Consider the following 21242-nt stretch of genomic DNA (forward strand, 5'->3'; position numbering starts at 1 on the left):
CAGGAGATACCCAATGGGCGGCCTTAGCCCCATCCACCTGATCATCCTCGCGGTCGTCGTGGTCCTCCTTCTCGGCGGCGGGCGCTTCTCCAACCTGATGGGCGATGTCGCAAAGGGCGTGAAGCAGTTCAAGAAGGGGATGGCGGAGGAGGACAGCGACGCCGCGCGCCAGCCGTCACGGATCGGCAACCAGCCCGCCGACGCAGCGCGCCCGATCGTCCAGAACAGCGCCGATCCCGCCTTCGATCGTGACGGCAATCGGGTTCGCGACGACCGCTGATCCGTTTCCCGCTCCGCTGACCGCATCGCATGTTCGACATCGCGCCGTCCGAGTTCCTGCTGGTCGCGATCGTCGCGCTGGTGGTGATCGGGCCGAAAGACCTGCCCAAGGCGATGCGCGTGCTCGGCTATTGGGTCGGGCGTGCGCGTGGTGTCGCGCGCCAGTTCCGCAGCGGCTTCGACTCGATGGTGCGCGAGGCGGAACTGCAGGAAATGGAGAAGAAGTGGGCGAGCGAGAACGCCCGCATCCTCGCCGAACATCCCGCGACGCCAGCGGAGGCGGTGGACATCGCCACGGCTGAGCTGCCGGCGCCTCCCGCCGAGGCCACCGACCCTTCTCCACCCCTGATGGTCGAAAAACCGTTAATCCTGCCCGCGCCGCACGAAACTGCTCCGACGGCCGACGCCAAGGCCGCGTCGTGACGGAGGTGATCGAGGACCGGAGCGAGATCGAGGCGAGCAAGGCGCCGTTGCTAGATCATCTGATCGAGCTGCGCCGGCGGCTGCTATATTCGATGGGTGCGCTGGTCGTGGCGTTCGGGGCATCGCTGTATTTCGCGCGGCCGATCCTGAAGGTGCTGGTCGCACCGCTGCGCAAGGCCGGGCAGCTGATTCTGGTCAACACCGACGTCTATGGCGGCTTCATGGTCGAGGTGAAGGTCGCCTTTTTCACTGCTGTGATGGTGTCCTTTCCGATCACCGCCAACCAGATCTGGCGCTTCGTGGCGCCGGGACTGTACCGCAACGAACGCCGCGCGCTGCTGCCCTTCCTGCTCGCGACGCCGGTGCTGTTCAGCATGGGGGCCGCGCTCGCCTATTTCTTCGTCATTCCGCCGGCGCTCAAATTCCTGTTCGGGTTCCAGGGCGATCTCGGCGGCGTCACGCAAAAGGCACTGCCCGACGTCGCCAGTTATCTAAAGGTCGTGATGCAGTTCCTGTTCGGGTTCGGCTTTGCGTTCCTGCTGCCGGTGCTGTTGATGCTGCTGGAGCGGGCTGGGATCGTCACCCGCAAGCAGCTGGTCGGGGCGCGGCGCTATGCGATCGTGGCGAACTTCGCGGCGGCGGCGCTGCTGACGCCCCCCGATCCCTGGTCGATGATGCTGCTCGCGCTGCCGCTGGTGGTGCTCTACGAGCTGGCGCTGTTCGGCATCCTCATCACCGAGCGCCGCCGTGCGCGGCAGACTGCGATCGAATTGCCTGCAGGCGAATAGGACTGGCGCTGAACGCCTCGACCTCACCGGACAAACCGCGGTAGCGCGTCGAGACGATTAAGGCCCGAAAGCGCCTCCAAGGGGGGGAGGGGAGACGCTTCCGGGCCTATGTCGTGGATAGCGAGAGCGGGGGGGCATAAGGTCGCTATCCGGAATATACAACGGGCAAGCCGGAGTGAGGTTCCCCAAACGGGACGATCACGCGAAATTATTCTTGTATGGATACGACACGGGCGTGGACCAGATCTCCCCTCTGTGACGGTTGCTTCACACTCGGCTATCGGCGGCGCTTACGCCCGGCCGAGCACCGCAAATCCGATCTCATAGGCTCCGGTCAGCGGATCATAATGCAGGGGAGCGCGCAACTGTCGCGCCAACCCCTCCATCACGCGCCCATAACGCGTGCCAAGCATCCCGGTCAGGATATCGCTCTCGACCAGCGCGCGCGACCCAACGCGCAGAACCGCGCGCTCGGGCACATCGCCGGTGCGGATCACGATCCTGATCTGGCATGCCGGTTCGCAGTTCATCGCCAGCTCGACCGTCTCGGTAACCAGGAAAGCGATCGCGACCGCGACATCCTGGTTCGCCATCAGCGGCTCTATGTCGAGCGAGATACCGAGCGCGTGGCTGCTCTCCGGCGCCGTCGCGCGCAGGTTCGCCGCCAGCTCACCGATCATCGTGCGCAGGTTGAGCCCGCGATTTTCCTCGTTCTCGGCGAAATGATTGCGGTGCACCACCGCCAGTGCGTCGACCCGCCGCTGGATCGAGGAATAGGCGGTGGTCGCGTCGGCGCTCGGCGCGCCGCGCGCGTGCAGGTTGATAAGGCTGGAGATCACCTGCAGGTTGTTCTTGACCCGGTGATGCACCTCTTTGGTCAGCTTGGTCTGGCGCACCAGCCCGTCCGCCAGCCCCTTCTCGTGGATGGCGACGGTGCGGCTGATGGCGCGGAACGTGTCGCCCAGCTCGCGGATTTCCGCCGCCGGACCGGTGTTGCCGGGGTTGATGACCTCGCCCGGCGTGAACTGGGCGACGCTCGCGCGCAGGCGACGCAGGGGTTTGATCAGCAGCCTGTCGACCACGAACCAGGCGATGCTCGCCGCCGCGACCCACATCAGCAGCGGCAACAGCATCGCGACGATGAACGATGACGAGATCGGCGCCGCCCGGATCGCGGTGGTCAGGTGCAGCCCGCCGATGCCGAGATCGGTCTCCATCGCCTCGAAGCGGTCGAACGGCCCGATATCGGCCGCCGACTCGAGCGGCAGGCGCATGTCGCCCAGTTGCAGCGCGCTCGCGAACGCGGTGGCGCGACTGGTCGGCCGGCCAAGCAGCGCCAGCGTGCCCTGCGGGAAAAAGGCGCGCGCCACCAGCCCGGTCCGAGACGGCGGCAGGGTCAACAGCACGCCGCCGCCATTGCCGTCACCGGGTAACAGCTTCGCCGTGATCGCCGCGCGGTCGCGAGCATCGCCGCGGACGGCAGGCAGCGGTACGCCGCACACCACCCGCCCGGCGCGGTCAACGATCGCAAAATGCGTTCCCGCCGACGATTGCTGCGCGAACACGCCTTCCGCCCGCGCGCAGCTCGGCGCGTCCGCCGCGTCGGTCGCCAGCGCCGCCGCGGCTGCGCGCAGCGCGGTCATGTCGCCGACCAGCTCGATCGCCAGCGCCCGCGCACTTTCGGTCGACGCCAGCCGCAGCCGCACCCGCGCCTGCTGATCCGCCAACCGCGTCGTCTGCAGCGTCGCCGCCATCGCGATCAACGCCAGCGGGAGAAGCCAGATCGACAGTATCAGGAACAGCTTTCCGCCGGTCGGAAGCCGCGCGAACCATGGCAGTGCAATCAGCTTGCCGTCACGGCCGCCGGACTCGGGAGGGGCAAGCGTTGATTGGGAGGCCATCGGCCGCCCTTGTCAGTCGAGCTTGGACAGAAGGTCAAGCATCTCGGCAGGCACCGACTCTTCAACGGTCTTCTGGTACACGGAACGCAGCGCCGCGCCCATCTGCGCATCGCCCGCACCGCGATCGGGCTGACCGCGCTTTGAGCCGGAGCGACCTGCCGATTCCCGGCTGTCGCGCGGAGCCTTGTCAGTCTGTTCGGCCAAGCTCTTCGTCGCCCCCACGCTGTTCCACCACGCACCATGTTCTGACCAGAGCGCATTAGCGGACAGGGGCAGCATGGCGACGCCCGGGGCGCACCGCAACTGGCGGTATCCCTGCGCGTCATATTCGAGGCCGATGAAACCAAAAACGCGTACGATTGTTCCGGCACTTGCGTGAAAAATCCTTGACGTCCACGGGGGGCATGGGGGTTTCGACCGATCGAACAGCAAACAGGCCGCCGCGCGGGCAACGCCGGAGGACGAGTATCCTAGGGAGTACCGCATACCCATGTCGCTTGGACAGCAGCTTGCCCCGCACCTTCCCTTTTTGCGCCGTTACGGCCGCGCGCTGACCGGCAACCAGCAGAGCGGTGACAGATATGTGCGCGCGACGCTGGAGGCGATTGTCGCCGCGCCCGATCAGTTTCCCAAGGATGTCGACCCGCGGCTGGGGCTGTACCGGATGTTCCAGGGCATCTGGAACTCGGCCAATTTCGACGAGACGGGTGCGGAGCCGGTCGGCGACACCGGCGCGCCCGACGGCGCCGGCGGACACGAGGCGGTCGCCCGCGCGCGCCTGTCGCGGATCACGCCGCTGTCGCGTCAGGCGCTGCTGCTGACCGCGATGGAGGGCTTCACGCCCGAAGACGCGGCGTACCTGATCGAGGTCGATGGCGACGAGGTCGACACGCTGGTCGCCGATGCGCTCAAGGAGATCGAGACGCAGACCCGCGCCCGCGTCCTCATCATCGAGGACGAGCCGATCATCGCCATGGACGTCGAGAGCATCGTCCGTGACCTGGGCCATGACGTGACCGGCGTCGCCGTGACCCGTGATGAAGCGGTGGCGCTGGCGATGGAAGACCGGCCCGGCCTGGTGCTCGCCGACATCCAGCTTGCCGACGACTCGTCCGGCATCGACGCGGTCAAGGACATCCTGGCCGAGTTCCAGGTGCCGGTGATCTTCATCACCGCCTTCCCGGAACGGCTGCTGACCGGCGAGCGGCCCGAGCCGACCTTCCTCATCACCAAGCCGTTCCAGCGTTCGACGGTCAAAGCGCTGATCAGCCAGGCGCTGTTCTTCGACGAGAATACGCTGCCCGTCACGGCATGATCGGTGCTGAACGGACCCAAAACGAACGCGAGGTGTTGAGCGGACATGGCTGACCCGAACGAGCAGATCCACTTGAACACCACCGAAGCGCGAGGCGGGTCCACCCCGGGCATGACCCGTTACATCCTGGGCGGTTCTCTGGTGCTGGTCATCATCCTCTTCGCCCTGCTGTTCTCCGGCGTCTTTCACTAGACGCCGCGCCTCCCGCATCCGCGCGCGTTTAGTGGCTGCGCGCCACTAGCGAGTAGCGTTCCTGCTACCTATGTTGTTTGTTGCGCGGGCGGTTTGACCTAAGTCATCTCCGCTGAACCGTTTCTTTCGTGATCGGACCCGTGTGACCCAGGCGCTGCTCGACGACGACGATGAAGAGGGCGCGCCCGAAGCGGAGCCGGTCCCGCACGTCTCGCTGTCCGATGACGATTTCAAGGTTCAGCTGGCGCAGGTCATCCCGCACCTGCGCGCCTTCGGGCGATCGCTTTCGGGCAGCCGCGACCTTGCCGATGATCTTGTGCAGGAAACGCTGCTCAAGGCATGGGCGGCGCGGCTGCGCTTTCAGGCGGGCACCAACATGCGTGCCTGGACCTTCATCATCCTGCGCAATCTGTATCTCTCGCAGATGCGCCGCTCGCGTTTCAAGGGCGAGTGGGACGATCTCGTCGCCGATCGCATCCTCGCCGCGCCCGCCAGCCAAGATCGTCACGTCGAGCTCGGCGACATGCAGCGCGCGCTGATGCACCTGCCGCAGCCGCAGCGCGAGGCGCTGATCCTGGTCGGCGCAGGCGGCTTTGCCTACGAAGAGGCGGCCGACATCTGTCAGGTCGCGGTCGGCACGATCAAGAGCCGCGTCGCACGCGGGCGCGTTGCGCTGGAGGCGCTGCTGAGCGAGGGCGTTCTGCCGTCGCGTCGCGACCACGAGGTCGATCCGGGTGTCACCGCCCTGGACTCGATCATGGGCAATGTCGAGCAGCTGAGCCGGGGGCGACAGGGCACCGCGCGCGAGACGGATTAGCCGCGCCGACCTGCAGGCATGCTAGCCCAGGCGACGACGTTGACGCGTGCGATGATACGGGTTTCCGCCGCGCCGCGGCTGGATTGACCATCGCACGCAAAACGCCCCTCCCGCTCCGGCAGAGACACGGTTAAGCCGGTAGCGAATGCGTCGATTTCAAGCTCGGTCCAACCGCTGCAGCAACCGCTGCATCTCGTCGGGCAACGGCGACAGGTCGAACGCGCCGCGCAGCGCCGCGCCCACCGCATCGGCGGCGCGGGGGCGGGGGACAACCTCCACGGCATCGCAACCGACCGGGACTGACAGCGGGGACATGCCGTTGATAACGGGCGGCTTCGGTCTTGGTTGCCCGCCGCACGACGGAAGTGCGGCGGAAAAGGGCGCACGCGTGACATGAAGGTCACGCTCGCAGGCCCGCACCTTACCGCCGCCGCGGAACGAGCGCGGGCGCATTCGCCCTTCCTGGCGATGCTGCTCGGCCGCGAGCCCGCGCTCGCCGAGGGGCTCGCCGCACGACGGCTGCACCTCGACCTCGACGCGATCGCGCCCGACGCCGGCGTCGCCGCGCGTCTCCGCCGCCAGCGCCGCGCCCTCGCGCTCGCGGTCGCGGTCGGCGACCTGGCGGGGCTGCTCGACCTGAGTGCGGTCACCGGCCTCCTCACCGACTTTGCCGACCAGGCGCTCGACGTCGCGATCGCCGGGGCGATCGCCGAGCGCACCTCCGACGCCGCGCCGCAGGGATTTGCGGTGATCGCGCTCGGCAAGCAGGGCAGCCGTGAGCTCAACTACTCTTCCGACATCGACCCGATCTTCCTCTACGACCCCGTGACGCTGCCTTGCCGCCCGCGCGAGGAGCCGGGCGACGCCGCAGTGCGCATCGGCCGCCGCATCGTCGAGCTGCTCTCGGCGCGCGACGCCGACGGCTATGTTCTGCGCGTCGACCTGCGGCTGCGGCCCTCGCCGGAGGTGACGCCGATCGCTTTGCCGGTCGACGCCGCGATCGGCTATTACGAGAGCCAGGCGCTGCCCTGGGAGCGCGCCGCTTTTATCCGGGCGCGGGCGGCGGCGGGCGACAAGGCGCTCGGCAACAGCTTCCTTGATGCGGTCAAGCCCTTTGTCTGGCGGCGTTCGCTCGATTTTGGTGCGGTGGGCGAGATTCGTGCGCTGACCGGGCGCATCCGCGACCACTATGCCGGAGGGCAGCTGTTCGGCCCCGGTTTCGATCTCAAGCGCGGCCGCGGCGGCATCCGCGAGGTCGAGTTCTTCGCGCAGCTGCACCAGCTCGTTTATGGCGGCCGCGATCCCGCCCTGCGCGCGCCCGCGACCCGCGATGCGCTCGCCGCGCTGGGCGCCGCAAAGCGGATCGACGCAGCCGATGCCGCTGCTCTGAGCGATGCCTATACGCTGCTCCGCACGATCGAGCATCGCGTGCAGATGGTCGACGATCGGCAGACCCACGCGCTGCCGGCCGGCGCCGCGCTGGACAATGTCGCCCGGCTGCATGGTCTGGCGGACGGGGCGGCGCTGCTGGCGCTGCTGCAGCCCCGGGTCGATGCGGTTGCCTGGCGCTACGATGCGCTCGATGGCGGCGGCCGAGACGCGCTGCCGCACGATACAGCGACGCTCACCGCATTGATCGGCGAGATCGGCGCGCAGCGCGTCGCCACGTGGCGTGGGGGCACCTATCCCGCCACCCGCTCCGCGGCGGCGCAGGCGGCGCTGGAGGCGGTACTGCCGACGCTGGCGCCTGCCCTGACCGCCGCGCCCGATCCACGGGCCGCAACGCTACGGTTCGACGTGCTGCTCGAACGACTGCCGAGCGCGGTCAACATCTTCCGGCTGCTGGAGGCCCGGCCGGGCCTGCTCACGCTGCTGGTCCAGATCCTTAGCCATGCTGCGCCGCTCGCGGACGAGCTTGGCCGGCGCCCGGCGCTGCTCGACGGGCTGGTCGACGCCAGCGCCTTTGATGGCATCGGGACGGTAGCGCAGTTGGCGGCCGAGATGGCGGGCGGCGACGCGCCCGATTATGGCGCGCGTCTCGATCACGTCCGCCGGGTCGTGGGCGAGAAAAGGTTCGCTCTGGGCGCGCAGATCGTCGCCGGGCGCGCCGACCCGCTGGCCGTTGCGGCCGGCTATGCCCGCGTCGCCGAAGCGGCCGTCGAGGCGCTCGTCAATGCCACAGTTCTGCAATTCGAAACCGTGCACGGCCGTGTACCCGACAGCGAGTTCTGTATCATCGCGCTCGGGCGGTTCGGGGGTGCGGCGCTTACCCACGCCTCCGACCTCGACCTCATCTACCTCTTCACCGGCGACTTCGCGGCAACCTCAGACGGCGCCAAACCGCTCGGCGCGACCTTATATTACAACCGGTTGGCGCAGCGTGTTACCGCCGCACTCTCGGTCGCCACCGCCGCCGGCCCGCTCTACCAGGTCGATACGCGCCTGCGCCCGCAGGGTGCACACGGCCCGCTCGCGGTCAGCCTAGACAGCTTTGCCCGCTATCAGCGCGAGGATGCCTGGACGTGGGAGCACATGGCATTGACCCGTGCCCGCCCGGTTTACGGCTCGCCCCGCGCTCGCGCTGCGATTGAGGCCGTGATCGCCACAGTGCTGGGGGGCGGCCGCGCCCATCGGCCCATTGTCGCCGACGCGGTCAAGATGCGCGACGACATGGCTGCGCACAAGCCGCCCGGCGGGCCGCTCGACGCGAAGCTGCTGCCGGGCGGCCTCGTCGATCTGGAGTTTGCAGTGCATGTCGTGCAGCTGACGACGGGGCAGGGCCTCGACCCTGAACTTGGCGCTGCGATCGACGCGCTCGCCGCAGCGGGGTTGGCGCCGCCCAGCCTGCGGTCCGCGCACGACCTGCTCACTCGCCTGCTCGTCACGCTCCGGCTGCTCGCGCCCGACGCGCAACCGCCTGAGCCCGTGACCGCGGCGCTGGTCGCCGAAGCGGTCGGTCTTGCGGACTGGGAAGGCGTGGTTGCGGCCCTTGACGCCACGCGGCAGGACGTGCGGCGCTATTGGAACGAGGTGACGCATGGACAAGCTGCCTGATCTGACCGTGACATTGGCCGATGGCATACCGCTGAAGCTGCTCACGCTCGCCGGCGCGCCCGCGATCCTCTACTTCTACCCCAAGGCCGATACGCCCGGCTGCACCCGCGAAGCGCTTGATTTCACCGCGCTTGCCCCCGGCTTCGCCGCGGCCGGCGCGCAGGTGATCGGCCTGTCAAAGGATACGCCCGCCAGGCTTGGCAAGTTCGCCGCCAAGCATGGCCTTGCTGTCCGCCTCGCCAGCGACGACAGCGGGGCCGTGTCCGACGCGTTTGGCGTCTGGGGCGAGAAACAGCTTTATGGCCGGACCTATCTGGGCCTGGAGCGCGCCACTTTCCTGTTTGGCGCCGACGGTCGGGTCGCCCGCGCATGGCGCAAGGTAAAGGTGCCCGGACACGCCGCCGAGGTGCTGGCGGCGGTGCAGGCGCTGTAGTGGCGGCGCTCAAGGTCTACCGCACGCCGATCGGCTTCCACGACGCCTATGTCGCGGCGTCCAGCCAGAAGGCGGCGCTGAAGGCCTGGGGCAGCGACGCCGACCTGTTCGCACGCGGCATCGCGGAGGTGATCACCGATCCCCGGCTCACCGCGCAAGCGCTCGCCTGCCCCGGTGAGGTGATCAGGCGGCTGCGCGGCACCGCGGAAGAGCAGATCGCCGCCGCTGCGCCGTCCGCGAAGAAACCCAGGGCAAAGGGCGCGGCAAAGCGCGCGCCCGGGCCGCGGCCGGGCCGCGATGCGATCGACGGTGCCGAGGCGGCGCTGACGAAAGCAGAAGAAGCGCATCGGGTCGCCGATCGCGCGCTTCAGGCCGAAGAGGACGCCCTGAACGAACGCCGCCGCACCCTGCGCGCCGATTGGCTTGCCGAGCGCGGCCGTCTCGACGCGGCGCGCATCGATGCAGAGCGCAACTATGCCGCTGCGTTGAAGGAGTGGCAGAACGGCTAGAGCAGCGTCCGATGCAGCTCGCGCATCAACACCCGCGAAATCGCCTCGTCGAAACGGCACCCGATCCGACCGCCGTCGCTCCACATCACCGTCGCCGCGATCGGCCAGCCGCCGTCGAACCGGAGCCATAACCGGTCGCCCTCGTCGTGCCACCCCGGAATTTGCAGTCTGCAGCCGTAGATCGATAGATCGAGCACCGTCGCGATCGGCCCGTCGCTTCCTGCTTCAATGCCGATGCGCCCGACGAGCAGAGAACGACGCGCCCGCCGCCGCTCGGCAGCAGCGTGGACAGAGGCCGATTGCCAGACGTCGGTCGCCATGAGGCGTTCATACCGTCGACGCTTCTACGATTGGTTAAGCGACGGTCCGCCATCGCTGACGCTTACGTCACTCTCGGCCGAATCCCGTAGCAAACAAAAACTTTGTTGACCCAACTAGCGATCGTTGCCAAAGCAACTTTCATGGGCTTCTATTCGGATGCTGATTTCACGCCTGACATCTCGCTCGGTTTTCTCTGCAAGCGAGTGCATCAGCTCGCCCAGTCGGGACTGGAGCCCGTCTTCGCGCGTGAGGGGCTCAGCTACGTCCAGTGGCACGCGCTGATTTCGATCTATTTCGACCGCGGCACGACCTCGGCGGCGTTGGCGCGTGATCTCAGCTACGACAAGGGCGCGACAACTCGGCTGATCGACGTGCTGGAGGCGCGCGGTTGGGTGACCCGGCATCGTGAGCATGACGACCGGCGGCTCGTTGCGCTGAAGCTGACGCCAGAGGGCCGCCAGATCGCGCACCGCACCCGTGCCAGGGTGCTGGAGGCGTGGAACGATTGGCTTGCGGATTGGCCCGATGCTGATGTCGCGCACACGATCGCGACCCTGCAGCGGCTGCGCGGCACGATGGAAAAGGTGACGGCATGAAGCGCGCGGCTGCCTTGCTCCTGGCAGGTGTTCTCGGCGCCTGCACACCACCGACGACGCACCAGCGGGTGCGCCCGGCCAGCGCGCTCGCGCTTGGGCTAACCGGCGTGCCCGCGCCCGCGATCGACGCAGCATGGTGGCGCGGTTTCGGTGATCCCCAGCTTGACCGGGTCGTCGCCGACGCCCTGGCGGGCAGCCCGACACTTGATCAGGCGCTCGCCCGCCTCGCCCAGGCCGACGCGCAGCTGTCCGCCCGCCGCGCCGATGAGGCACCGCAGGCCAGCCTTGACGCGCAGCTGCAGGCGGCGCGGCTGTCGGGCCGTTACACTATCCCGCCGCCCTATCGCGGGACGGTGCGGACGGTTGGTACGGCCGGAATCAACCTCGGCTACAACCTCGATCTGTTCGGGCGGCAGCGCGCGGTGGTCGAGGGCGCGCGCGCGACGGCGCTGGCCGCCGGGCTGGATGCCGCCGCGGCACGGCTGGCGATCGCCGGATCGGTTACGCAGGCCTATCTGGAGCTGGCGCGTGCCGAGGCGCAGGCGACGATCGCACGCGAGACGATAGCCACGCGCCAAGGCTCACTGCGGCTCGTTCGCATCCAGATCAGGAACCAGCTCGCCAGCCATGTTCAGGAGCAGGCGGCGCTCGCCTTGCTCGATCAGGCGCGCGGCGCGCTGACCCGCGCGCAGGGCAGCCGGGCACTGGCGGCTGATGCGCTGGCCGCGCTGGCGGGCCGGGGGCCGGATTATGCGGCGCAACTCGGGCCGACTGCGCTCCGCATCGATGCTGCTCTGCCGGTGCCAGCGGCGCTGCCTGCCGACCTGCTCGCACGGCGCGCGGACGTCGCCGCTTCGCTGGCGCGCATCGACGCGGCCGAGGCGGCGCGGCAGGTTGCCCGGCGCGCTTTCTATCCGAACGTCAATCTGGGCGGGCTGATCGGATTGCAGGCGATCGGCCTCGGCAATCTCCTGTCGCTCGATGCAGCGCAGCTCGGCGCCGGGCCCGCGATCCATCTGCCGCTGTTCGACGGCGGCCGCCTGCGCGCCGACCTGACAGGGGCCGCGGCGGGCGTCGACCTCACCACCGCGCAATATAATGCCGCCGTGATCGGCGCAGTGCGCGAAGCCGCCGATGCACTGGCGCTGAGCGGCAATCTGCAGCAGCAGCGAGCGGACGCCGCGGCAGTGGCGCACGACCTTGCCGAAACCGATCGGCTGAACGGCGTGCGTGTCCGCGCCGGGCTCGATTCAAAGCTGGGCCTGGTCGACACCGACGTCCGTCTGCTCGACGCTCGCCTGGCGCTCGCCAATCTCGCCATCGACGCGGCCAGGTCGCGCGTCCAGCTGCTGCTCGCGCTGGGCGGCGGCTGGGACGGCGACCCCATAGCCGCCGGGCCCAAGCAGGACATACGCCCATGACCGATACCCGCACTGATCCAAAGCCCGCCGCCGCGCCGCCGGAGGACCATGCCGCGCCGCCCACCGGCAATCCGTCCGGACGTCGCCGCTGGCTGCTGATCCTCGGCGCCATCGTGCTGATCGCCGTCATCGTCTGGGCGATCATGCATTTTTTCTTCTCGCCGCCGGAACAGGAGACCGATGACGCCTATGTCGCGGGCGACGTGGTGGCGGTCACCGCGCGCGAGCCGGGCGTGGTGCTCGCCATTCATGCCGACAACACACAGACGGTGCGCGTCGGACAGTCGCTGATCGACTTCGACGTGGCCACCGCCGATGTCGGGCTCGCCGCCGCCGCCGCCGATCTGGCGCGCGCGGTGCGCACCACGCGCGGCGCGATCACGGGTGTCGGCGCGACCGATGCGCAGGTCGCGTTGGCTCGAGCGGAGCTTGCCCGCGCGCTCGACGACTATCGCCGTCGCCGCGGTGCGGCGGCGGAAGGGGCGATTTCCGGCGAAGAGCTGGCCCATGCCGCCGACGAGGTGAAGGTCGCGCGCGCCCAGCTCAACGCCGCGGTCGCGCAGCGCGGCCAGAGCCGGGCTGCGGTCGAGGGCACGGACACCGGGTCAAATCCGCAGGTGCTGGCCGCGATCGCCGCCTACCGCCGTGCTGCGATCATGCGCGGCCATATGCGCCTGACCGCCCCGATCGACGGCGTCGTTGCGCAGCGCCAGGTGCAGATCGGGCAGCAGGTCGCCGCCGGCCAGCCGCTGATGGCGGTGGTGCCGCTCGATCGCGTCTGGGTCGACGCAAATTTCCGCGAGACGCAGCTGAAGGATATCCGTCTCGGCCAGCCAGTGACCGTCCACGCCGACATCTATGGGGGTGATGTCGTCTTTCACGGCCGGGTCCAGGGCATCGGCGCGGGCAGCGGCTCGGCCTTCGCACTGCTGCCGGCGCAGAACGCCAGCGGCAACTGGATCAAGGTGGTCCAGCGCGTACCGGTCCGTATCGCGCTCGATCCGGGCGAGCTGCGCCGCAACCCCCTGCGTGTCGGGCTGTCGGTCAGGACGACGATCAGCACCGCCGACCTGAACGGTCCCCGCCTCGGCGCACCGGCGCAGCAGGCTTATCAGGGCGCCGCAACCGACGAGCGCGACCCAATGGTCGAAGCGCGCATTCAGCAGATCGTCGCGGCGAACCGCTAGTGACGCCTGAGCACCCATGCCTTCCTGGCCGCTCCGCGGGGGAGGGGGCCGCGCGCGAGGCGTGGCGGAGGCGGCTTCTCCCCGAGCCAAACCTTGGTGGCGATGCCGCCGTGACTAGCTTTGCCAACGCCGCCGTCCCAGCGGACTGGGCCAGGATCGGCTGATGGCCGCCGCCGCGTCGGAACAGGCTCCGCTGACCGGCGGGCGGCTCGGCCTGATCGCCTTTGCGCTTGCCGTCGGTACGTTCATGCAGGTGCTCGACGCCACCATCGCCAATGTCTCGCTGCCGACGATCGCCGGTAATCTGGGCGTCGCTTCGGACGAATCGACCTGGATCATCACCGCCTTTGCCGTGGCGCAGGGGATCGCCGTGCCGCTCACCGGCTGGCTGATGGGCCGCTTCGGTGTGGTCCGGGTGTTCTGTACGTCGGTGTTCCTGTTCACCGTTGCGTCGTTCCTGTGCGGGATTGCGTGGAGCCTTTCCTCGCTGATCGCCTTTCGAGTGATGCAGGGGGCGGTGTCCGGTCCGATGATGCCGGGCAGCCAGGCGCTGCTGATCTCCATATTCCCCGCTTCGCGGCGCTCTGCGGCGCTGGGCATCTGGTCGATGACGACGCTGGTCGGGCCAATCATGGGGCCGCTGCTCGGCGGCTACATCTCCGACAATCTCCACTGGAGCTGGATCTTTCTCATCAACGTGCCGTTTGGCCTCGCCTGCACGGCGGTCTGCTGGAACGGGTTGAAGAATCGCGAGACGCCGACGCGAAAGCTGCCGATCGACACGGTCGGGCTGATCCTGCTGGTGATGTGGGTCGGCTCGCTTCAGGTGATGCTCGACCTCGGCAAGAACGCCGACTGGTTCGCATCGCCGCACGTCGTGCTGCTCGCCGTCGTGGCGGCGATCGCCTTTGTCGCATGGGTGATCTGGGAGCTGACCGATGCCAACCCCACCGTCGACCTGACGCTGTTCCGCCGCCGCAACTTCGCGCTCGGCGGCATCGCGTTCGCAATCGGCTATGCGGTGTTCTTCGCCAACATCCTGATCCTGCCGCTGTGGCTCCAGACCCAGCTGGGCTACACCGCCAGCTGGGCGGGGCTGGTCGCGGCGCCGGGCGGGCTGGTCGCGGTGATCTTGACCCCGTTCGTGGCGCGCCTGTCGGGCAAGGTCGACGTCCGCATCCTCGCCACCGTCGCGTTTGTTGCCTTTTTCACCTCCTATTACCTCCGGTCGCAGTTCACGACGGCGATCGATGTGCATACGCTGATCGTCACCGCGCTGGTGCAGGGCGTGGGCATGAGCTGCTTCTTCCTGGCGATGGTGACGATCTGCCTCGACCGCATCCCGCCCGAGCGGCTGCCGTCGGCGACCGGCCTGTCTAACTTTACCCGCATCGTCGCCGGCTCGTTCGCCGCCTCCATCGTGACGACGATGTGGGATCGGCGCGAGGCGCTGCATCAGACCCGCATCGCCGAGCAGGTCGGCCACGGAGTGCCGTTGCAGATGGCGACCGACGCGCTCGGCCGAGCCGGCATGAGCGCCACCCAGGCGGTCGGCGCGATCACGCGTCAGCTCACCGGCCAGGCCTATCTACTCGCCTCCACCGATCTGTTCTGGCTGTCGGCGGTGCTGTGCGCGGCGTTGATCGGCCTTGTCTGGCTGACGCGTCGTCCAGCCGCATCGAGCGGTCCTGTCGCCGCGGATTGACCGGTTGCCCTCGCCGGATCGGCCGGCGAGCGCCAGAGGGGGGATTGTGCGACCCTTGCCGCTATGATCAGGTGGCGGCAGGAGAGGATACCGTCATGGCCATCGCAGCCGATCGCTTTCCCGCGCCCAAGGGGCTGCCGATCGTCGGCCACCTCCACCAGATCGCGCGCGCCGGGCTGGTCGGCCATCTGCTAACGGTCGCGCGCGGCTTCCCCGGCGGCGTGTTCCAGCTCAATTTCGGGAGCCGCGTCGGCATCTTCGTCACCGACCCCGACGTCGTCGCCGCGCTCAGCGACGAGACGCGCTTCCGCAAGATGCCGGGTCCCGGCCTGCGCGTCGTCCGCCGCTTCGCCGGCGATGGCCTGTTCACCGCGTTCAGCGACGAGCCGAACTGGGGCAAGGCGCACCGCATCCTGCTCCCTGCCTTCAGCCAGCGCGCGATGCGCGGCTATTTCGACCTGATCGTCGAGGTCTGCGACCAGCTGGTCGCGAAATGGACGCGGCTGGCGGGGACCGACGTTCACGTCGCCGACGACATGACGCGCCTGACGCTCGACAGCATCGCGATCGCGGGGTTCGGCACGCGCTTCAACAGCTTCGAGCGCGACGAACTCGACAGCTTCCTCGTCGCGCTGGGTGACGCCCTGAGCGAGTCGATGAGCACCATCACCCGAATGCCGTTCCAGAAGCCCTTTGCCAAAAAGGCGCAGGCGCGATTTGCCGCCGCGATCGCGGAGATGAACGCGAAGGTCGACGGCATCATCGCCGAGCGCCGCGCCAAGCCCGACCCCGGCGCGCGCGACCTCCTCAACCTGATGCTGACCGCGGTCGATCCGGAGACGGGGGACGGCCTGGACGACGTCAACATCCGCTATCAGGTGCTGACCTTTCTTATCGCCGGGCACGAGACGACGTCCGGGATGCTGACCTTCGCCTTTACCTACATGCTCCGTAACCCGGCAATCCTGGCGCAGGCCTATGCCGAGGTCGACCGCGTGCTGCCCGGCGACACCGCGCCGGATTTTGCGCACGTCGCGCGGCTGGAGGTGATCGAGCGGGTGCTGAAAGAGGCGCTGCGCCTTTGGCCGACCGCGCCGTCGTTCAGCCTGGCGCCGTTCGAGGACGAGCAGGTCGGTGCCTGGACGTTCCGCAAGGACCGCCCGGTCAACGTCTTCTCACCGGGCCTCCACCGCAACGCCAAGGCGTGGGCGGACCCGGAGGAGTTCAGCATCGACCGCTGGCTCCCCGACGCCGAAGCCGCGCACCATCCCCACGCCTACAAACCGTTCGGCAATGGCGAGCGCGCCTGTATCGGGCGGCAGTTCGCGATGGTGGAGGCGAAGATCGCGATGGCGCTGCTGCTCCGCCGCTTCGCGATCAGCGATCCGCACGGCTACCGCCTGACCGTCAAGGAGACGCTGTCGATCAAGCCGGACAACTTCACCATGCGGGTGCGCGTGCGGGGCGAGCACGAGCGGCTGCAGGTCGGCGCGCCCGCGCTCATCGCAGACGATGCGCCGGTCGCCGCCGTGGAGGGGACGGGAAAGCGCTTCGCTGTGCTCTACGGCTCGTCGCTCGGCACCGCGCGCGACATTGCCGAGGAGATCGCCGAGCGCGCCCGCGTCGACGGTTTTGACGTCACCGTCCGCGCGATGGACGAGTCGCTGCGGTCGGGAGCCGAGCCTGAGGACAAGGTGATCGTCGTCGTCACCGCCACCTATAACGGTCGTGCTCCCGACACCGCGCTGGCGGTGGAGCGCGCGATCGACGCGGGGCAGTTCGACGGCGCCGACTGGTCGGGCGCGACGTTCGCGGTGCTGGGCGTGGGCAACTCGCAATGGCCAAATTACCAGAACTTCCCCAAGCGCATCGACGCCGCGATTGCGGCGACCGGGGCAGGGCGGCTGGTGCCGCGGGCCGAGGCGGACGGGCAGGGCGATTTCGACGGCGCCGTGGCAGCCTTCGTCCGCGACCTGTGGCGCGCGCTGGGCGCGGCCGAGCCCAGCGCGGCGTCCGCGGTTGGACTGACGCTGATGCCGGTCGACACCGCCGCCACCCGCGCTGCGGTACTGCCGGAACATGCTCAGCGACTGACGGTGATCGCCAACGACGAACTCGTCCGCCCCGCCGACGGGTTGTGGGACTTTGCCGAGGAGCCGCCGCGCCCATCGACCCGCTTCATCCGGCTGAAGCTGCCCGACGGCCAGAGCTACCGCACCGGCGACCATATCGCCGTCTATGCGCATAATCGTCCGGAGCTGGTCGAGCGCGTCCTCGCCCGTCTTGATATCGACGGCGCGACCCAGGTGCGGGTCGACGGGCAGGGCTCGCGCTTTCGCCATCTGCCCGCGGGCGAGACGGTCACCGTCCGCCAGCTTCTCGCCGATTTTGTCGAACTGAGCGATCCGCTGCCGCGCCGCGCGTTCGAGGTGGTGCAGACCCGCTGTCCCGACACACAGCGCCAGCTTGCCGCGCTCGCGGACCAATACGGTGAGGAGGTCGCGGCCAGGCGGCTGACGCTGATCGATCTGCTCGATCGGTTCCCTGCCGCCGACCTGCCGCTCGATCGCTTCGTCGAGCTGTCCGCGCCGATCGCGCCGCGCTTCTACTCGATCGCCTCGTCGCCGCTCGTCTCGCCCGATACCGTCGACCTGCTCGTCGGCACGACGCAGGCGCCCGCTTGGTCGGGGCTGGGCGAGCATCGCGGATTCGCGTCCACCTATATGGCCGGTGTCGATCCCGGCGCGGAGCTGTTCGGCTATGTCCGTCGTCCCAACCCGCCGTTCGCGCCGCCCGAGGAGGCGAGCGTGCCGACTGTCCTGATCGGGCCCGGCACCGGTTTTGCGCCGTTGCGCGGCTTCCTCCAGCACCGCCAGCGGCAAGAGGGCGCGGCAAAGAGCCTGTTGTTCTTCGGCTGCCGCCATCCCGATCACGACTGGTTCTGCCGTGACGAGATGGAGCGGTGGCGTGACACCGGGCTGATCGACCTCCACGTCGCCTTTTCAGCGGTGCCGTCCCACCCTTGGCGTTTCGTTCAGGACGCGCTCTGGGCGGAGCAGGAGGCGTTCTGGCGGGCGATGGAAGCAGGCGCGCAGGTGTTTCTGTGCGGCGACGGTCGTTACATGGCGCCAGCGGTGCGCGACACGCTGATTCGTATCTGGATGCAGCAGGTCGGCGGCGAGCATGCGCAGGGGTCGGCATGGCTGGCGGCACTGATCGAGGAGGGCCGCTTTCATCAGGATGTGTTCGGGTTCGGCAAGTAGGCGCTTGCGAGCGTCCCTTCGACGCACGCCGTTTCGCAACGACTCATTGCCCTGCGGCGTTCTCCCGTCCAACATAGATCATCGCCCGTCAGAGGCGTCCGCTTGAGGAGAGAGCCATGCAGCAGCTGTCCGCGCAGGACGCGTCCTTCGTCTATCTGGAGACGCCGCACACCCCCATGCATATCGGGTCGGTCGGCATCTACGATCCCTCCACCGCGCCGGGCGGGTTCGTCCGGTTCAAGGACATCCTGCGCTTCGTGGGTGAGCGGCTGGGCGGCGCGCGGTCGTTCCGCCAAAGGCTGGTGCGTGTGCCCTTCGACCTCGACCATCCTTACTGGATCGAGGATCCCGAGTTCGACATCGAATACCACGTCCGCCACATCGCGCTGCCCAAGCCCGGTGACTGGCGTCAGCTCTGCATTCAGGTCGCGCGGCTGCATTCGCGTCCGATGGACCTGACCAAACCGCTCTGGGAGTTCACAATCATCGAAGGCCTTGACAATATCGATGGCCTGCCGCCCGGCTGTTTCGCGCTGCTGTCGAAGGTTCATCATGCCGCGATCGACGGCATGTCCGGCGTCGAGATGTCGGCAGCTGTTCATGATCTCGATGCGTCGATGACGACGCCGGAGAAGATCGACGGCTGGAAAGCGGAGGACATGCCCAAGGTCGCTGACCTTCTCGCGCGATCTTACGTCAACAACCTGATCCAGCCGATGCGGATCATGGAGACTATCGGCCGTTCTTTGCCCGGCATGGGCCGGCTGGCCAGCCAGGTGCGTAGCGGCGACGTGTCGATCCGCAACGCGCGGCCTGCACCGAAGACACCCTTCAACGGCAAAGTCTCGGCGCATCGCGTGTGGGATGCAGTGCCGTTTGCGCTCACCGACATCCGTGCGATCAAGGAGGCGGTCGACGGCGCCACTGTCAACGACGTCATTCTCGCGATCGTCGGCGGCGGCTTGCGACAGTACCTCAACGGCAAGGACCAGCTGCCCAAGGAGACGCTGACCGCGATGGCGCCGATCTCCGTCCGCGGCGAGGGCGAGAAGGCGGCGTTGGGCAATCTGGTCTCGGCGATGGTCGTCGGGCTTGGCACGCAGGTCGAGGATCCGCTGGAGCGGCTGCGCTTCGTCCATGACGAGGCCGTCAATTCAAAAGCGATGACCGGTGCGGTTGGCGCGCGGACGCTGGCTGACTATTCGCAGTTGATGCCGAGCGCGCTCGCGGGGCTGGCTGCGCGGCTTTACACCCGCGTCGGCGCGGCGAACGCGCATGCGCCCGTGTTCAACTGTGTCGTGACCAACGTGCCGGGCAGCCGCGTGCCGCTCTTCTTCGCAGGCGCGCGCATGGTCGGCATGTACGGTACGGGGCCGATTTTCGACGGCATGGGGCTGATAAACACGATCTACAGTTATGGTCCGACCATCGCGATCTCCTTCACCTCCGATCGTGATGCGATGCCGGACCCAGCCGCCTATGCCGAAGCGCTGCGCCAATCGTTCGAAGCGCTGAAGGCAGCGGTGACGGAACGCGCCGCCGCGCCGCCGGTTGAGACCAACGACAACAGGCCCGCAGCCAAATCAGGCAATGCAGGCAGCAGGAGGAAGAGCAATGGCTGACGACACGGGCACCCAGAGCGCCGCCGACCAGGCCGCGAACTTCGCCAAGAGCGCCGCGGACCGGATGCGCAATGCGACCGAACAGGCGCAGCAGACCTTCAACGACCGCGTCGTCGAGCCGGCCAAGCGCGCCGGCGAGGCAATGCGGCAGGGCGGCCAGCAGATCGCCGAGAATAATCAGCAGATCGGCGTCAAGATGATCGATCAGGCCGAGCAGAACACGCACGAGGCGTTCGCCGCGATGCGCAAGGCGGCACAGGCCAGGGATCTATCGGAGGTTATGCGAGTCCAGGGCGACTATCTGCGCGAGCAGGGTCAGCGCTCGATGTCACAGGCGCGCGAGATCGGTGAGATGATCGTTAACTTCGGCCGCAACGCCGTCGGCGCGATGCGCGGCGACGCCGGAGGCGAAGGCGGAAGTCAGCGGACCGGGGGGGAATAGCCCGCTATCCGGGCGCGGCGCCCACCGTCGCGCCCGGCGACTACCCTGTCGGGCCAAGCTGGACCGGCGGCGAACCTGACGTCGGGCAGTCGACGGCGTGCACATCCGGCCGGTTGCCGTGTGGCCGCCAACCGGGGCTGGTTTAGGCGTGTGCGGTTGCCGGGTATACCATCGCCCGCCAGCCGGAGCGATCGAAACGCCGCTGCTCGCCGGGCTTGCGCGCCAGCCGATCGGCAACGGCGTACAAGACCGACGGATTGACCCCCAGCCCGCAATGCGAGCCGCGGACTTCGATATTTTCGGCCAAGTCGCACTCGACCTCGCGACAGCTCTGCCATGCGACCACCCCGTCCGCCTTGGAGAAGATCGCGGTGCACGGCACCGACGGCCGCGCCGAGATCTCGGCCATCATACCCTGCGTATGCTTGTCGTCGATCCGCTTGCCGCTCATCACTTCGTACAGCCGCCACACGTTTGAGGCCTTGGGGCTGCCGGCGAAGGGCGACCCCAGCGTGATCACCTGCCGCACCGCATCGGGCGCGCGGCGAGCGAGCAGACGCGCCATGATGCCGCCGAGGCTCCAGCCGACGATCGATACCTTCTGCCCGGTCAGCGCATGCACCTCGCGCAGCCGCTCAACCAGCTTTTCGCCGGACTCGCCGATCGCGCGCGGCCCCAAGTTACGGCCCAGGTTCCAGGTATGCGCATCATAGCCCAGCGTCCGCAGGAACCGCCGCAGCACCCGCGTGGAGGTATCACTGGTCATGAACCCGGGCAGGACCAGAACGGGGTGCCCGTCGCCACGCGGCGCAGTCGTCAGCAACGCGCCCGCCGACCAGGCAAGCGACCCCCATTCCATCAACGCACGCGGCAGCTCGGTCAACGCCAGCAGCGCGGACGGCGCCTTGATCTCATGCGGTTGTTTCAGGTCTAAGGCGGCGGTCGCCATGAGGTAACTCTCCTTGCGGTCACGT

Annotated in this window: 21 protein-coding genes; 16 read left to right on the forward strand and 5 right to left on the reverse strand. The window is 68.3% G+C overall.

Features of this window, described 5'->3' with window-relative positions:
- Positions 1-13 precede the first annotated feature (13 nt).
- The 3 genes from ACP2AD_RS01465 to tatC are packed head-to-tail and all read left to right on the forward strand — an operon-like array spanning position 14 to position 1490.
- On the forward strand, positions 14-280 hold the full coding sequence (locus ACP2AD_RS01465) for a twin-arginine translocase TatA/TatE family subunit (protein ID WP_425228299.1): 267 nt from the start codon (positions 14-16) through the stop codon (positions 278-280).
- Between the two features lie 29 nt (positions 281-309).
- On the forward strand, positions 310-702 hold the full coding sequence (tatB, locus tag ACP2AD_RS01470) for a Sec-independent protein translocase protein TatB (protein WP_425228300.1): 393 nt from the start codon (positions 310-312) through the stop codon (positions 700-702).
- Entirely contained in the window at positions 699-1490 is a 792-nt protein-coding gene (gene tatC, locus ACP2AD_RS01475; protein WP_425228301.1) for a twin-arginine translocase subunit TatC, read from the forward strand. Before tatB ends, tatC begins: the two co-directional genes overlap by 4 nt.
- Positions 1491-1780: 290 nt before the next feature.
- On the opposite strand, the gene ACP2AD_RS01480 is transcribed toward tatC, so the two are convergent.
- Together ACP2AD_RS01480 and ACP2AD_RS01485 are read right to left on the reverse strand one after the other, a co-directional pair.
- Complete coding sequence (locus tag ACP2AD_RS01480) at positions 1781-3391, reverse strand: sensor histidine kinase (protein WP_425228302.1); 1611 nt, start codon at positions 3389-3391, stop codon at positions 1781-1783.
- A gap of 12 nt (positions 3392-3403) precedes the next feature.
- The gene (locus ACP2AD_RS01485; RefSeq protein WP_425228303.1) at positions 3404-3670 is read right to left on the reverse strand and encodes a NepR family anti-sigma factor; all 267 of its coding nucleotides are present in this window, start codon (positions 3668-3670) and stop codon (positions 3404-3406) included.
- 211 nt (positions 3671-3881) lie between these two features.
- Between ACP2AD_RS01485 and ACP2AD_RS01490 the strand changes: the two genes are divergently transcribed.
- From ACP2AD_RS01490 to ACP2AD_RS01500, 3 genes are all read left to right on the forward strand, one after another.
- A complete protein-coding gene (locus tag ACP2AD_RS01490) occupies positions 3882-4706 on the forward strand; it encodes a response regulator (protein WP_425228304.1) in 825 nt (274 codons plus the stop codon).
- A 45-nt stretch (positions 4707-4751) separates the two neighbouring features.
- On the forward strand, positions 4752-4898 hold the full coding sequence (locus ACP2AD_RS01495; RefSeq protein WP_425228305.1) for a hypothetical protein: 147 nt from the start codon (positions 4752-4754) through the stop codon (positions 4896-4898).
- A gap of 142 nt (positions 4899-5040) precedes the next feature.
- Positions 5041-5715 carry a sigma-70 family RNA polymerase sigma factor gene (locus ACP2AD_RS01500; RefSeq protein ID WP_425228306.1) on the forward strand — a complete coding sequence of 225 codons (675 nt, stop codon included), beginning with the start codon at positions 5041-5043 and terminating at the stop codon, positions 5713-5715.
- 156 nt (positions 5716-5871) lie between these two features.
- On the opposite strand, the gene ACP2AD_RS01505 is transcribed toward ACP2AD_RS01500, so the two are convergent.
- On the reverse strand, positions 5872-5994 hold the full coding sequence (locus ACP2AD_RS01505; protein ID WP_425228307.1) for a hypothetical protein: 123 nt from the start codon (positions 5992-5994) through the stop codon (positions 5872-5874).
- A gap of 114 nt (positions 5995-6108) precedes the next feature.
- Between ACP2AD_RS01505 and glnE the strand changes: the two genes are divergently transcribed.
- The 3 genes from glnE to ACP2AD_RS01520 are packed head-to-tail and all read left to right on the forward strand — an operon-like array spanning position 6109 to position 9711.
- Positions 6109-8769: a bifunctional [glutamate--ammonia ligase]-adenylyl-L-tyrosine phosphorylase/[glutamate--ammonia-ligase] adenylyltransferase gene (gene glnE, locus ACP2AD_RS01510; RefSeq protein WP_425228308.1), complete on the forward strand. Its 2661-nt coding sequence runs from the start codon at positions 6109-6111 to the stop codon at positions 8767-8769.
- A complete protein-coding gene (locus ACP2AD_RS01515; protein WP_425228309.1) occupies positions 8753-9202 on the forward strand; it encodes a peroxiredoxin in 450 nt (149 codons plus the stop codon). Before glnE ends, ACP2AD_RS01515 begins: the two co-directional genes overlap by 17 nt.
- The gene (locus ACP2AD_RS01520) at positions 9202-9711 is read left to right on the forward strand and encodes a hypothetical protein (RefSeq protein WP_425228310.1); all 510 of its coding nucleotides are present in this window, start codon (positions 9202-9204) and stop codon (positions 9709-9711) included. Before ACP2AD_RS01515 ends, ACP2AD_RS01520 begins: the two co-directional genes overlap by 1 nt.
- Here the strand turns inward: ACP2AD_RS01520 and ACP2AD_RS01525 are convergent.
- Positions 9708-10031, reverse strand: coding sequence for a PilZ domain-containing protein (locus ACP2AD_RS01525; protein ID WP_425228311.1), 324 nt, complete (start codon positions 10029-10031; stop codon positions 9708-9710). The two genes, ACP2AD_RS01520 and ACP2AD_RS01525, sit on opposite strands and share 4 nt — an antisense overlap.
- A 141-nt stretch (positions 10032-10172) precedes the next feature.
- Between ACP2AD_RS01525 and ACP2AD_RS01530 the strand changes: the two genes are divergently transcribed.
- From ACP2AD_RS01530 to ACP2AD_RS01560, 7 genes are all read left to right on the forward strand, one after another.
- Complete coding sequence (locus ACP2AD_RS01530; protein WP_425228312.1) at positions 10173-10628, forward strand: MarR family winged helix-turn-helix transcriptional regulator; 456 nt, start codon at positions 10173-10175, stop codon at positions 10626-10628.
- A complete protein-coding gene (locus ACP2AD_RS01535) occupies positions 10625-12049 on the forward strand; it encodes an efflux transporter outer membrane subunit (protein WP_425228313.1) in 1425 nt (474 codons plus the stop codon). The genes ACP2AD_RS01530 and ACP2AD_RS01535 overlap by 4 nt, the downstream gene beginning before the upstream one ends.
- Positions 12046-13236 carry an efflux RND transporter periplasmic adaptor subunit gene (locus ACP2AD_RS01540; RefSeq protein WP_425228314.1) on the forward strand — a complete coding sequence of 397 codons (1191 nt, stop codon included), beginning with the start codon at positions 12046-12048 and terminating at the stop codon, positions 13234-13236. The genes ACP2AD_RS01535 and ACP2AD_RS01540 overlap by 4 nt, the downstream gene beginning before the upstream one ends.
- A gap of 163 nt (positions 13237-13399) precedes the next feature.
- Positions 13400-14941 carry a DHA2 family efflux MFS transporter permease subunit gene (locus tag ACP2AD_RS01545; protein ID WP_425228315.1) on the forward strand — a complete coding sequence of 514 codons (1542 nt, stop codon included), beginning with the start codon at positions 13400-13402 and terminating at the stop codon, positions 14939-14941.
- 95 nt (positions 14942-15036) lie between these two features.
- Entirely contained in the window at positions 15037-18204 is a 3168-nt protein-coding gene (locus ACP2AD_RS01550) for a bifunctional cytochrome P450/NADPH--P450 reductase (protein ID WP_425228316.1), read from the forward strand.
- A gap of 116 nt (positions 18205-18320) precedes the next feature.
- The gene (locus tag ACP2AD_RS01555) at positions 18321-19826 is read left to right on the forward strand and encodes a WS/DGAT/MGAT family O-acyltransferase (protein WP_425228317.1); all 1506 of its coding nucleotides are present in this window, start codon (positions 18321-18323) and stop codon (positions 19824-19826) included.
- Positions 19819-20268, forward strand: a complete 450-nt coding sequence (locus ACP2AD_RS01560; protein WP_425228318.1) for a phasin family protein — start codon at positions 19819-19821, stop codon at positions 20266-20268. The genes ACP2AD_RS01555 and ACP2AD_RS01560 overlap by 8 nt, the downstream gene beginning before the upstream one ends.
- Before the next feature lie 142 nt (positions 20269-20410).
- Here the strand turns inward: ACP2AD_RS01560 and ACP2AD_RS01565 are convergent, their stop codons facing one another.
- The gene (locus ACP2AD_RS01565; protein ID WP_425228319.1) at positions 20411-21217 is read right to left on the reverse strand and encodes an esterase/lipase family protein; all 807 of its coding nucleotides are present in this window, start codon (positions 21215-21217) and stop codon (positions 20411-20413) included.
- Positions 21218-21242 lie beyond the last annotated feature (25 nt).

The organism is Sphingomonas sp., from assembly GCF_965248875.1.
Lineage (GTDB): Bacteria > Pseudomonadota > Alphaproteobacteria > Sphingomonadales > Sphingomonadaceae > Sphingomonas.